Consider the following 12,704-nt stretch of genomic DNA (forward strand, 5'->3'; position numbering starts at 1 on the left):
ATGGAAGGCTTTGTTATTTTTGTGCGTTATAGTTGAATTTAAATCTTACTAAAAAACCCTTATGGAATTCATTAAGTCGATCATCGATTTCATTCTTCACATCGATCATCACCTCGTTGAAATTGTTAGCGATTACAAAACGTGGACGTACCTCATTCTCTTCCTGATCATTTTTGCTGAGACTGGTTTGGTAGTTACTCCGTTTCTTCCGGGCGATTCGTTGTTGTTTGCTGCCGGTGCTATCATTGCCAAACCTGATACAGGTCTCAATGTCTTCTTCATGTTTGTGTTGTTATGCATTGCTGCTATACTGGGCGATCTGGTAAACTACCACATCGGTAAATATATAGGTCCGCGCGCTTTCAGTGGAAAATATAAATTATTGAAGGTTGATTACTTGAACAAAACACAGGCGTTCTATAACAAGCATGGCGGCAAAACAATTATCTATGCGCGCTTCATTCCCATCATCCGCACGTTTGCTCCTTTTGTTGCCGGTATAGGCGCGATGAGCTATACCAAATTTGCGAGCTTCAATGTAATTGGTGGTATTGCCTGGGTGGGCAGCTTTCTTTTCCTCGGCTATTTCTTCGGAGGCATTCCGGTTATCAAGAATAATTTCACATACGTGATCTTCGGAATCATCTTCGTATCTATACTTCCTCCGATCATTGAAGTTATTCGCAGCAGAACAAAATCACAGCAAGCCTAATAAAGAATGCCGGAGTGTATATATACTCCGGCATTTATACCTTTTTATACCTCCAGCAATCTACAAGGTGATCATTCACCAATCCGCAGGCCTGCATGTGCGCATACATCACGGTGCTGCCTACAAACTTGAATCCCCGTTTGATCAGATCTTTACTTAACGCATCCGATTCTTTTGTGGTAGCAGGTACTTCACTGAGTGATTTTCGTTTGTTCACGATTGGTTTACCGTCAACAAAACCCCAGATATAGTCGCTGAATGTTCCAAATTCTTTCTGCACTTCCAGAAAGCGCTTCGCATTGTTAACGGCTGCATAAACCTTAAGCTTGTTACGAACGATGCCCGGATCCTGCAGAATTTTCTCAAGTCGAGCTTCGGTAAATTTAGAAACCTTAACGGGATCGAAATCCGCGAAAGCTTTTCCGTAACCTTCCCGTTTTTTGAGAATAGTTGACCAGCTCAAACCTGCCTGTGCACCTTCCAGGATTAAAAACTCAAAATGCACGCGATCGTCATAAACGGGCACACCCCATTCGTTATCGTGATATTCAATGTACTGGTCGAAACCTAGACACCAGGGGCAGCGAACTTTTTCTTTCATAAACACCATTGTTTTATCGTACAAATATGTCACATCATGTGTCAATAGTATGTCAGCAGGTGAATATTGGAAGTTATGAAATAGCGGTGATATGTAAAGTTTTTGTGTAGTGATGGTTCATTGGCTGATAACTGTTAAATTGTATACCGTCAAAATACCGGAACGATGGAAAAACGAAGAACTATGCGGACGAGGGCCATTGCGATTTTTATCTCGATAGCTGCTATACTTCTGGCCTGCGATGAAGAAGACCAGGAACAAACCCGCAGTTATTACATGGGCTTCACGCCTGTTCCATACGAATCGTCAGTCGATGCTGCAGCCTATACGTACCGCACGCTTCGTGAAAATGCCGACATCATCAGTCATCAGTTTGATAACGGTGTACCCTGGGTTGAAGCACTGGCAGGCGAAAATTTCAATGATGAGATTATCAACGATTGGACGTTTCGCAAGAACCAGACAACCGCATCACAGAAGATCTATATATCGGTTAACCCTTTCAATTCTTTACACAACGGCCTGGCGTCTTACCGCACTGCCGATGAAAATTTACCGCTACCCGCACCGTGGGACTCTTATACTTTCAACAGCGATGAAGTAAAAACGGCTTACCTGAATTATTGCTCACGCATCATCGACTTCTTCAATCCTGATTACTTTAACATGGCGATGGAGGCAAATTTACTCTACGTAAACAAGCCCACTATATGGAGTAGCTATGTAGAGTTCCACCAGTATATCTATACCGAACTGAAAAAGAAGTATCCGAAGCTAATGGTTTTTTGTTCTATATCCGGAGCACACTTACTGAAAGGTCTCATCAGCAACAATGATTATGTACAGCAACGGCTTGCCGCTTTACAACTATTGGAATATTCTGATCTATACTCGCTCTCGTTTTATCCTTGCCTGACCTCGCTGCTCGGTAATCCTTATCCTGTCAATACATTCGATGATCTCTTTAACATCAGTGAAAAACCGTTGGCTATTGCTGAAACAGGATATGCAGCACAGTCCTTTTCGATTAACACAGGAGCAGGGCGAGTAACAATAGAAGCCGATGCCGATAAACAAGAAAAGTATATACGCGACCTGCTTACAGCCTGTCTGAAAAGAAAAGCCGTATTCGTAATCAACTTTGCCGTTCGTGATTACGACAAGCTCTCGGAAGAAATGGGTTCATCAGCTAATGCCAAAACAAACTGGCGCGACACCGGCATTGTTGATGAAAAAGGTATACCACGCAAGGCCTACACTACGTGGAAAGAATTTTTAATTCGGAAATATACTCCTTAACGTAGCATTACTTCATCCATTCATAAACGGTGTAGTGTTCACCATTCATGCCAATGGATTCGTATACTTTCATTGCGCGGGCGTTGCTCTTGTCAACATACAGCCGCAGTCCGATCAGCGAAGGATCTTTCTGAATGATGTTCACTATATTTTCGTACATCAGTTTAAATATACCTTGCTTGCGATAGCTTTCAATAACATAAACTGATTGCAGCCACCATACAAGGCCATTACGCCAGTCGCTCCACTCGTACGTTATCATGTGGCAGCCAATAACCGTACCGTTGTCTTCCACTACATTATAAAATCCTTTTGACGGATCGTCAAACAAGGCCTGCATTCCTTTGTGAAGTACAACGGTATCCAGCGTAACATTTTCGGTTTCCTGGGCCAGCTTCTGCTGAAAGTCTACCAGAAAAGATATATCGGCAAGGGTTGCCTTTCGTATTGTTATCATTACTTTAAGAATGCTGAATAGAAAATTAATTTAAGCGAGCGCCTGTTTTATATCATTGATCAGGTCCTGGGTATCTTCTATACCTACTGAAAAGCGCAGCAGGTTATCCGTTACACCCATGGCGGCACGATCAGCAGCGCTTACTTTAGCATGCGATGTTTTTACCGGGCTCGTAATGGTAGACTCAACACCCCCGAGACTAACAGCTCGCTTAATCAGTTTTAGTTTATGTGTAAATTCAGTTGCGCTGTTCTTTACCTCGAACGAAAGCATACCGCCAAAGCCGCCGGGCATCTGGGCTTTCGCGAGCGCGTGACCGGGATGGTCCGTGAGTCCGGGATAGTATACTTTACCAATGCGCGAATCTGTTTTTAAATATTCTGCGATTGCCAGTGCGTTATAATTCTGCTGGCGGACACGCAACACAATCGTCTTTAAACTTCGCTCCACAAGCCAGCATGTATGGGCATCCAGTGCACCACCGGTATTGATTGCCTTCTTCAGGATCTTCTCAACATATTTTTTCGATGTTACCGCTACACCACAACAGATATCACTATGCCCGCCTATATATTTCGTACCACTGTGTGTAACTATGTCGATGCCCAGATCGATGGGATTTTGATTTACCGGTGAAGCAAATGTATTGTCGATGATGGTAACAATATTGTGACGCTTCGCTATTTCTGCCACAGCTTTTATGTCAGTAATTTTGAGTGTTGGATTAGAAGGTGTTTCGATAAAAATTACTTTCGTCTCGGGTCGGATCGCTTTCTCAAAGTTCTCAGGTATACTGGCATCTACCAATGTATAATCTATACCGTAGTGTGGAAACTCGGTAACAATAGCGTAGTGAGTGCCTCCGTAGAGATCGCTTTGAAACACCGCATGGTCACCCCGTTGTAACACAGCCAGCAGGGACGTCATGATGGCCGACATGCCGGAGCTGAACACAACGCCATCTTCAGCATTTTCAAGAGCCGCTATCTTTTCCACAACAGCTTTCTGGTTGGGTGTGTTGAAGTAACGCGGATATAGTGTTGCCGGCATATCCTCATAGTCGTAAGCAGATGAAGGATAAACCGGAGTAACCATACCTTTATAGACATTGTCACCGGGTGAGCCGGCATGTACACTGAGTGTTAATTTAGAATGACTGGTGTGTTTCATAGAAGTGACGTCAGTAAAATAGACCTGATATTTATAGCGACCGTGTTCAATCGCACGGTATCAAAGATAGGTTTCAAACAGGCTCCAAAAAATTTGATATAATTTTTTTCAATACTTTTCGGCTATGTTTAACCATAACCTTTTTACCTATGGCAAAGGATTTTAAGCCTAATGTTGGAAAACGGACTTCCAAAAGTAATGCGGAAAAGTGGATCAAGAATTTCGACAAACACTTCCGAAAGGATCCGAATGTTGACACCAAGTCTGTCTTCTTTGGTCGCGATGCTATTTTAAAAATGCTCGCAGAAGACGGAAGTACAGGTATCACTTTCTTCCTCACCTATCAACCCAACCCTAACTTCGATGGAAAAGAAACAATCCAGTTGGTAATGGTACCAACCACCGAAGATGGTACACTCATTTGGACATCAGACGATGCCAACAAAGCCACCGCTGCAGCAACAACGACAAGTGCGCAGGCGCTAACAAAAGACATGTCGTACGATGACGGAGCATTGTGCCCGCCTTATTGCCCTAAATAAAATTTTAATCATTGATAACTGCTATGACCCTAGAGTCATTTCTGTTGTTGTTTAAAACTCAAACAACCCTGTCGGCCCTGATCGTTATTCTGTCGTTCATCTTTTTTGACAAGCGACAAATAGAAGTCAAGCTGATAGGGTTGGCTTTTCTACTGAGTATGTTAGGCGATTTCGCTGTATACTTTCTGCCCTTACGGGGAAAGGATGTTAACATACCCAGTCACATCTCATTCATTTTAATATTCATCATCACCTGTGTTTTGTTCAACCTGTCGTTGAAGAACAAATACAAAACGATGATAACATGGCTCTGTGTGTTGTTTTCACTCGCGGCCATCTGCAATCTGCTCTTTGTTCAGAAGAAAGATATCAACTCCTATAACCAGATCGGCAGCGCCATTATCTTTCTGTTCTTCAGTATACTTTACTTCTACAGGCTGCTTATTGATCTGCCCGCGCAGCAGCTGCATCGCCTGCCCATGTTCTGGTTTTGTACGTCTATATTAATTTTTAATGCCGGAACACTTTTTCTTTCTGTTTTTACTACCTATTTAGTTGAAGTTTTGCATAATGATTTCTTGTTTTACGGTACATTTCAAATTATCATGTACATCATCCAACATATGGTTGTGATGATAGGCTTATGGCAGGACCTTCGGAATATCAAATCGCCCTCCTCATCACCCTCGGTACCGTAGGTATGCTATTGCTTGCTATTGCCATCATTCTCTTCATGGTATTTTACCAGAAGAAGATGATCCAGGAGCAATTCAAGCGTCAGCAACTCGAACTTATATACCAGCAGAAGATGATGGAATCGGCACTCGAGTCGCAGGAGCAAGAGCGCAGAAGGCTGGCTGGAGAACTGCACGATAGCATAGGAGCGATGCTCTCTACGATCCGTGTGGGTATAATTACAGTAGCCAGACAGTTGCCTAACCCCGATAGTCTTGATCAGCCCAAGCAAATGCTTGATGATACTATTTCATCGGTGCGTTCCATCAGCCGCGAACTCATGCCTTCTACCCTGGAAAAGTTTGGTTTTGCTCCGGCAGTAAAAGAACTGTGCGAACGTTTTCACGAAACTTCTCTTTTACCGATTCATTGCGTTGAACAGGGAGAAGTTCGTAGCTTCGAGAAAAGTAGAGAACTCATGCTTTTCCGTATCGTACAGGAACTCCTGAACAATGCTATGAAGCACGCTAAAGCATCGCTCATCCAGGTAACACTTACAGGCGATGATTCACTCTCGGTTTGTGTAGAAGACGATGGTATAGGATATGATCCGGATGCTATAAAAAACTCTGCGCAGAGTGGAAGAGGATTGGGTTTATTTAACATTGAGAACCGTGCCCGTGTTTTAGGGGCCACTGTATTTTTTGACAAAGAGCGAGCGATAGGAAGCAAGATAACCCTCGTTGTACCTTATGAGAAAGTTTAAAGTATATATAGCTGACGACCACACGCTTTTTCGTAAGGCTATGGTAAATCTGTTGGGCAGCTTCGAACGTGTGGAGGAAGTAAAGGATGCCGAGAACGGAAAAGATCTGTTGAACCTGATCAAATACGACACGCCCGATGTTGCTATTGTAGATTTACAGATGCCGGTAATGGATGGCGCAGAAACCTGTGAACAGATCATTAAAAAACATCCGGAAGTTAAGATCATCATCCTCACCATGCACGATAGCCACAAGTATATACTGCACATGATGGAGATGGGTGTTCATGCTTTTCTGCTGAAGAACACTGAGCCCAACGAACTTGAAAAGGCGATTTACTCGGTTGCAGAAAAAGATTTTTACCACAACGACCTGGTTGCCTCTGTACTTCGCAAAAACATAACCGAAAAAAAAGCAGGACAACGCCCACATTTCAAACACGCTGAGATTACCGACCGCGAAAAAGAAATTCTGGTACTGATATGCCGCGAACTTACAATCCGTGAAATTGGCCAGAAATTATCGCTCAGTGAAAACACGGTTCGCAATCATCGGGTTAACATCATGGAGAAAATTGGGGTCAATAACACCGTTGGATTGGTGAAATATGCCTACGAAGCGGGCATCGTCTCCTGATTTTCCTCAAACCCTCACTAGTATAATTGTACTATTTTCATAGTAGTTTTTTACCCCCGACCGGTTGGGCATGTTTTTTTATTCTCTTCAGTTTCAGCGTATTCCGTGCGATTCGTTTAAACACATAATTTCTTTCCGAAGCTCTACCCCAATCTGAAGTGCACGCGAATAGCGAACTTTCCTAAAAGGTTTAGGGAATTAGATGTTTAACACGGCGACATTTCAAGTAATGAAGATACTTGTGGTTCACAGGCAGAAAGAAACCGTTGTACAAATTAAGTCAGTGCTTAGCGGATGTAATCCCGTTGTGCTTCACACCGAGTCTGGTTTGGATGGGCTCCTAACCTCGCGAATCGAACATTTCGATCTGATAATCTGCGGCACTGACCTGCCTGTGGTCACAGGCTTTGAACTCGTTCGCTCTATTCGAACACATTCCGTAAACCGTAATACGCCGGTTATATTTTTAGCCGATGAAGTTGATGAAAAGACACAACACCTCGGCAATGCACTGGGCGTTGCTGCCATGCTCGTTTCAGGTGATGTTGATAACCGGTTAGCTGAGATTGTACAGGAGAACGTAAAACCGGAAGCAGATAAAGATTGGAATGATCTGCTCTCAAATACTCGACTCAACTGATTTTATTCCTCTTGATTTATTAGCGTGTTGAATATAAAGACCCCTCTGCCTAACATTCTATCCTGCACGCGGAAAGAGTTGGCACTTTAATCTAAAGAATGTTTCCCCTCTCGCACCGGGCTCACTGCCCGGAGTGAGGGAGGGTGCCCTTCATCCCGAATCAATTGCTATTGATATATACCAGAGCATCTTTCATCCGGAAGAAGCAACCTGTATACCGATCTATAGGTATATAGTAAGATCAAAACTTCAAACATTACTATGAAAACCAGAACCATGCTGTTGTGCATGCTTGCACTCTTCAGTTTTTCACTTCATGCACAATCCGATGAAGCTGCTATCAAACAGGTAATCACGTCTGCGTATATCGATGGCATTCAAAACGGAGGAAGCACGGATGCCATTCGCAAGGGATTCCATCCAAGCTTTACCATGCTTCGTGTAATCGAGAATGATGTTAAGCCGTATCCGATAGAAGAATGGATCGCTGCCATTGAAAAAAGAAAAAGTGAAAACAGTGCTCCTGTACCAAAGGCCGAAGGTAAATTTATCAATGTCGATATAACCGGAACGGCGGCTACGGTTAAACTTGATCTTTACCGTGAGGGTAAACGAACTTTTACCGATTACCTTGTTCTGCACAAGTTCTCAGAAGGATGGCGCATTATAAGTAAATCATTTTACCGCCATCCATAGTCTGCAAATTAACGGTAACATCTATGCTGTCTTAAAAATCCTGTTGGTACAGTTTGCCGGTATACATTAGATTTGGAAGATGAATTCATTCGATCTGATTGTAATTGGTGGAGGTGCAGCAGGATTTTATGGCGCTATTCAATCAGCAGAGTTAAATCCGGAACTCTCCGTTCTCATTCTTGAAAAGTCAAACAAGCTTCTCTCCAAAGTAAAAGTATCCGGAGGAGGCCGCTGTAATGTTACCCAACATTGCTTTGATGCCACACAATTGGCGAAACATTATCCTCGCGGAGAAAAACCACTAAAGAGTTTATTCAAAAAATACCAGGCACAAGATGTAGTCGAGTGGTTTGCATCGAAACGTATTACGTTGAAAGCTGAAGACGATGGAAGAATGTTTCCCATCACCGACAGCTCTCAAACTATAATCGACTGCTTTCTGAACGAAGCTATAAAACACAAAATAAAAATAGAGCTTGATACAGCCGTATCCGGTATAACACAACAACAAGGTCACCTGCACATACAATGCATTTCGGGCAAAGTATATATAGCTAAAAAAGTTTTGCTGGCCACCGGAGGGAATCCGAATCTGCAATTTTATCAATGGATACAAAACCTCGGACATCAGGTTATTCCTCCTATACCCTCGCTCTTCACATTCAACGATTCGCAGAAACAATTTAAAGAACTCATGGGTATAGCAGTGCCCAATGCAGAAGTAAAGATTGCTTCCACCAAATTCTCACAGTCAGGCCCGGTGCTCATTACACATTGGGGATTAAGCGGACCTGCCGTTATAAAATTATCGGCATGGGCGGCAGCGTATCTACACCAGATCAACTATCAATTTACTGCACTTGTAAGCTGGATCGGCAATGTAAAAGAAGATATACTTCGCGAAGAGCTTATCAATCATAAAGCAAAGCACGGCAAGCAGAAAGTATATAATAATCCGTTGTTTGCACTTCCCATCCGCCTGTGGCAACTGCTATGTTCACTTGCAGAAATTGATGAACAGAAAATATGGGCCGAGCTTCCTCAAAAGAACATCAATAAATTAATTGAAGGTCTCATTCGCTCTTCGTTTCAGATAAAAGGTAAAACAACTTTTAAGGAAGAGTTTGTTACGTGTGGTGGTGTAGCACTCGGTGATGTAGACCTGGAAACTATGGAGAGTAAGAAAATAAAAAACCTCTTCTTTGCAGGAGAGGTTTTAAATATTGACGGAGAAACCGGAGGCTATAACTTTCAGGCAGCGTGGACAACATCGTATATAGCAGCCAGAAAAATTTCAGAACGTAACGCTGTCTGAACAATTATACATTCTTCCATTTAATACCGCAGCCAATCGCTTTTGTTTTTTCAGTGGGTATAGCTTTACCAGCCAGTAATGCATCTACTGCTTCTTCAACATATTTTTTATCGGCAGCAGCAGCATCGCGTGTGTTATTATCAATCGCTCCTATATAAGCCACTTTAAAATCACTACCCACGTGTTGCAATACAAAAACGTGTGGTGTGTTAGAAGCTCCAAAAGATTTTGCCACCTGTTGTGTCTCATCGATGAGGTATGGAAACTCATAGTTCTTCTTTTTTGCTACAGCCTTCATTTCTTCAAATGAATCGCCTGGAGATAATTCAGGGCTGTTAGCATTTATAGCGATAACCGGAAATCCTTTTGAAGCATAATTCTTATTCAACGTCTGTATACGTTCGTTATATGCTTTTGAGTATGGACATGTGTTGCAATCGAAAATAACAATCACACCCTTGGCAGATTTATAATCTGAGAGCGCGACCATTTTACCATCTACATTTTTCAGCTTGAAATCTGTTACAGAATCACCTATTTCATATTTAGGTGCGCGGCCTGCAAACAACAATACGAGCGATAACGCTAGCAGTGCAGATAATTTTGTTTTTTTCATAATCGGATCAGATTTAATCGTACAATAAAGTAATAAGATTTATTCAACTTCTGCCAGAAGCTTTTGCAGTTCTCCTTCCTGAAGTTCTCGTTCAATAAATTTTCGTTTACCATTTTTGGGATTGATGATGAGTGTAGCCGGTATAGCACCGCCCCAGCTTTGATCTACTTTATCAATCCATGTGTTATAATCTATTTCGTCCAGCAGCAATACTTCTGTTGTCATTTTCTTTTTGGAGAGAAATAATTCTACTTTTTTTTCTTTATCAGCAAAGTCGAGGTTGATCAACGTTACTTTCACATCTTTTTTATCCGCATTCAATTTTTCAAAAAGCGGAAGTTCTTTCACGCACGGAGCACACCATGTTGCCCAGAAATTTATAACCTGGATTTTATCTGTCTTGCTGTCTATTACATTTTGAAGCCGATCAAATTTCACTACTTCAACCTGCTGTGCTCGAACTTGACAGGCACAAAAAAACACGAACACGATAAGAGCTATTTTTCTCATATTTTCATGATAACGTTTATCACCCAGGGCTGTTTAAAATTCCATCTGTAAATGTGTATAAACTTGACAAACAGATGAAAAAACCAGACCAAGAAAACCTTAAAATTCAGGTAGTTAGAAGATGTAATATTTTTAAGTAAAAGTAATCCACAAAACTAAGTACTTATCCACATTACCATAGTATTATCACTTAAAGCACACACAATCAAAAAGTTACAATGGATTTTCTAAATCAATTCTTTGTGGACAACTTTTAAGGCCTCGCCTGAATATGCAAAATATAGGGCATAGAAGGTAATGTTTTAAATGGTATAATGGCAGCATAAAGTGAACTGAAATAATCAAATTCTAAGTCTTGTTTCCATGAAGCCAACACATCGTGTTAAACACCTTTTCAACATTGATATACCTATCATTCAGGCGGGCATGGTTTGGTGTAGCGGCTGGCGTCTCGCATCGGCTGTAAGCAATGCCGGTGGATTAGGACTGATCGGTGCGGGCTCGATGTATCCTGAAGTTCTGCGTGAGCACATCATCAAGTGTAAAGCTGCAACACAAAAACCTTTTGGTGTAAACGTACCCTTGCTATACCCGGAGATAGATAAGCTCATGACGGTGATCATTGATGAGCAGGTAAAAATTGTTTTCACATCCGCAGGTAATCCGTCTGCATGGACAGGTTTTTTAAAAGACAAAGGTGTAACTGTTGTGCATGTTGTATCGAGTATAAAGTTTGCACGCAAAGCTGAGCAGGCAGGTGCAGATGCTGTTGTAGCAGAAGGATTCGAAGCCGGTGGACATAACGGAAGAGAAGAAACCACTACACTTGTTCTTATACCTTTAGTGCGCGATGCTGTCAGCATTCCATTGATAGCAGCAGGAGGTATAGCGAGTGGAAGAGCAATGGTTGCCTGCGAAGCTTTAGGAGCCGATGGCTTTCAGGTGGGGAGTCGCTTTGCTGCAAGTGAAGAATCTTCCGCACATGAATTTTTCAAAAAGAAAATTACGGAGGCCGGTGAAGGCGAAACAGTGTTAACACTTAAGCAGCTTGCCCCAGTGCGTCTCATTAAGAATAAATTTTATCAGCAAGTGCAAGAAGCAGAGGCACGCGGTGCAACTAAAGAAGAACTCGAAAATTTATTAGGCACGCGCAGAGCCAAGCGTGGAATGTTTGAAGGAAACCTGGAAGATGGTGAACTTGAAATCGGTCAGGTGTCAGCTGGTATACATTCCATTGAGCCTGCGGCAACAATTCTCACACAAATGTGGCAAGAGTATAGTTCGGTTAAACAATCGCTTTGTTTATGAACCTCATCAAAATAAAAGAAACCTGTTTATACATACGCGACCTGGATAAAGCCAAAGAATTTTACAGCGATGTATTGGGCTTGCCTGTAATCAGCTACGTAAAGGATAAACATATATTCTTTCGTGCCGGCAGTTCAGTATTGTTATGTTTTAACCCGGATGATTCAATGCATAAAACAAGTCCACCGGCACATTATGGAAACGGTAAACTACATTTTGCTTTTGAAGTTCCAGCGCAGGAGTATAACACAACAAAAGAAGAGATCAAGGCAAAAGGTATAGCTATAACAGACCAGGTGATCTGGAAAAGCGGGAAAGAATCATTTTACTTTGAAGATCCGGAAGGAAACATACTGGAGGTTGTTCCGGATAAAGGTATTTGGGACTAGACTAGTCTTTCAAAGACTCTTCGAGTTCTTCAATCATAACAGCGTCCGAACGCTTGTGTGGTAAACGATAAACATTGTTATACCATAATTCATAATCCTTATACTGAAGACAGTTACCTATAATTTTACCGTCAATAAGAATTTTGATATAAAGTTTGTTACTCAATGTTTCTGAGATAATATTCTGCTGTTCGGCTGGTAATAGATTTACCTGCACGTACTCAATCCCCTTGTAAATTTTAATCTCCGCTTTCATACTTGATACAACATTTACTTGATCGTACTATAGTTTGTTTAGTAACCCGTCTTTTCCACTTCTTATTTTAAGAGCAAAATTAAATTCTCTTTGTGTGCAATACGTTATTATTTAT

Annotated in this window: 17 protein-coding genes; 11 read left to right on the forward strand and 6 right to left on the reverse strand. The window is 41.9% G+C overall.

Going from position 1 to position 12,704, the window contains the following annotated elements:
* Positions 1 to 61 precede the first annotated feature (61 nt).
* Entirely contained in the window at positions 62 to 712 is a 651-nt protein-coding gene (locus ACFQ21_RS23465; RefSeq protein WP_377583273.1) for a DedA family protein, read from the forward strand.
* Positions 713 to 746: 34 nt separating this feature from the next.
* On the opposite strand, the gene ACFQ21_RS23470 is transcribed toward ACFQ21_RS23465, so the two are convergent.
* Entirely contained in the window at positions 747 to 1,313 is a 567-nt protein-coding gene (locus ACFQ21_RS23470; protein ID WP_377583275.1) for a DNA-3-methyladenine glycosylase I, read from the reverse strand.
* A gap of 183 nt (positions 1,314 to 1,496) precedes the next feature.
* Here ACFQ21_RS23470 and ACFQ21_RS23475 point away from each other — a divergent pair, with 183 nt between their 5' ends.
* Positions 1,497 to 2,612 (forward strand): hypothetical protein, encoded by a 1,116-nt coding sequence (locus ACFQ21_RS23475; RefSeq protein ID WP_377583277.1) that lies wholly within the window; start codon positions 1,497 to 1,499, stop codon positions 2,610 to 2,612.
* Between the two features lie 7 nt (positions 2,613 to 2,619).
* Here the strand turns inward: ACFQ21_RS23475 and ACFQ21_RS23480 are convergent, their stop codons facing one another.
* Together ACFQ21_RS23480 and ACFQ21_RS23485 are read right to left on the reverse strand one after the other, a co-directional pair.
* Positions 2,620 to 3,069, reverse strand: a complete 450-nt coding sequence (locus tag ACFQ21_RS23480; protein WP_377583279.1) for a GNAT family N-acetyltransferase — start codon at positions 3,067 to 3,069, stop codon at positions 2,620 to 2,622.
* A 30-nt stretch (positions 3,070 to 3,099) separates the two neighbouring features.
* Positions 3,100 to 4,239 (reverse strand): trans-sulfuration enzyme family protein, encoded by a 1,140-nt coding sequence (locus tag ACFQ21_RS23485; RefSeq protein ID WP_377583281.1) that lies wholly within the window; start codon positions 4,237 to 4,239, stop codon positions 3,100 to 3,102.
* Between the two features lie 149 nt (positions 4,240 to 4,388).
* Between ACFQ21_RS23485 and ACFQ21_RS23490 the strand changes: the two genes are divergently transcribed.
* From ACFQ21_RS23490 to ACFQ21_RS23520, 7 genes are all read left to right on the forward strand, one after another.
* Positions 4,389 to 4,781 carry a hypothetical protein gene (locus tag ACFQ21_RS23490; protein WP_377583283.1) on the forward strand — a complete coding sequence of 131 codons (393 nt, stop codon included), beginning with the start codon at positions 4,389 to 4,391 and terminating at the stop codon, positions 4,779 to 4,781.
* Positions 4,782 to 4,804: 23 nt separating this feature from the next.
* Positions 4,805 to 5,479 carry a hypothetical protein gene (locus ACFQ21_RS23495; protein ID WP_377583285.1) on the forward strand — a complete coding sequence of 225 codons (675 nt, stop codon included), beginning with the start codon at positions 4,805 to 4,807 and terminating at the stop codon, positions 5,477 to 5,479.
* Positions 5,425 to 6,222 (forward strand): sensor histidine kinase, encoded by a 798-nt coding sequence (locus ACFQ21_RS23500; RefSeq protein WP_377583287.1) that lies wholly within the window; start codon positions 5,425 to 5,427, stop codon positions 6,220 to 6,222. Before ACFQ21_RS23495 ends, ACFQ21_RS23500 begins: the two co-directional genes overlap by 55 nt.
* Complete coding sequence (locus ACFQ21_RS23505; RefSeq protein ID WP_377583289.1) at positions 6,209 to 6,859, forward strand: response regulator; 651 nt, start codon at positions 6,209 to 6,211, stop codon at positions 6,857 to 6,859. Before ACFQ21_RS23500 ends, ACFQ21_RS23505 begins: the two co-directional genes overlap by 14 nt.
* A gap of 229 nt (positions 6,860 to 7,088) precedes the next feature.
* Positions 7,089 to 7,499: a response regulator gene (locus tag ACFQ21_RS23510; protein ID WP_377583291.1), complete on the forward strand. Its 411-nt coding sequence runs from the start codon at positions 7,089 to 7,091 to the stop codon at positions 7,497 to 7,499.
* Between the two features lie 261 nt (positions 7,500 to 7,760).
* Entirely contained in the window at positions 7,761 to 8,195 is a 435-nt protein-coding gene (locus ACFQ21_RS23515) for a nuclear transport factor 2 family protein (protein WP_377583293.1), read from the forward strand.
* A 79-nt stretch (positions 8,196 to 8,274) separates the two neighbouring features.
* Entirely contained in the window at positions 8,275 to 9,510 is a 1,236-nt protein-coding gene (locus ACFQ21_RS23520; RefSeq protein WP_377583295.1) for a BaiN/RdsA family NAD(P)/FAD-dependent oxidoreductase, read from the forward strand.
* A gap of 4 nt (positions 9,511 to 9,514) precedes the next feature.
* Here the strand turns inward: ACFQ21_RS23520 and ACFQ21_RS23525 are convergent, their stop codons facing one another.
* Both ACFQ21_RS23525 and ACFQ21_RS23530 read right to left on the reverse strand, forming a co-directional pair.
* Entirely contained in the window at positions 9,515 to 10,126 is a 612-nt protein-coding gene (locus tag ACFQ21_RS23525) for a thioredoxin family protein (RefSeq protein WP_377583297.1), read from the reverse strand.
* Between the two features lie 39 nt (positions 10,127 to 10,165).
* Positions 10,166 to 10,636: a TlpA family protein disulfide reductase gene (locus ACFQ21_RS23530; protein ID WP_377583299.1), complete on the reverse strand. Its 471-nt coding sequence runs from the start codon at positions 10,634 to 10,636 to the stop codon at positions 10,166 to 10,168.
* A 363-nt stretch (positions 10,637 to 10,999) separates the two neighbouring features.
* Here ACFQ21_RS23530 and ACFQ21_RS23535 point away from each other — a divergent pair, with 363 nt between their 5' ends.
* Together ACFQ21_RS23535 and ACFQ21_RS23540 are read left to right on the forward strand one after the other, a co-directional pair.
* On the forward strand, positions 11,000 to 11,944 hold the full coding sequence (locus ACFQ21_RS23535) for an NAD(P)H-dependent flavin oxidoreductase (protein WP_377583301.1): 945 nt from the start codon (positions 11,000 to 11,002) through the stop codon (positions 11,942 to 11,944).
* Positions 11,941 to 12,333, forward strand: coding sequence for a VOC family protein (locus tag ACFQ21_RS23540; RefSeq protein ID WP_377583303.1), 393 nt, complete (start codon positions 11,941 to 11,943; stop codon positions 12,331 to 12,333). The genes ACFQ21_RS23535 and ACFQ21_RS23540 overlap by 4 nt, the downstream gene beginning before the upstream one ends.
* Position 12,334: 1 nt before the next feature.
* Here ACFQ21_RS23540 and ACFQ21_RS23545 read toward each other — a convergent pair whose 3' ends face one another.
* Positions 12,335 to 12,589, reverse strand: coding sequence for a hypothetical protein (locus tag ACFQ21_RS23545; RefSeq protein ID WP_377583305.1), 255 nt, complete (start codon positions 12,587 to 12,589; stop codon positions 12,335 to 12,337).
* Positions 12,590 to 12,704 lie beyond the last annotated feature (115 nt).

It is taken from the genome of Ohtaekwangia kribbensis (assembly GCF_042676245.1).
Taxonomy (GTDB): Bacteria; Bacteroidota; Bacteroidia; order Cytophagales; family Cyclobacteriaceae; genus Ohtaekwangia; species Ohtaekwangia kribbensis.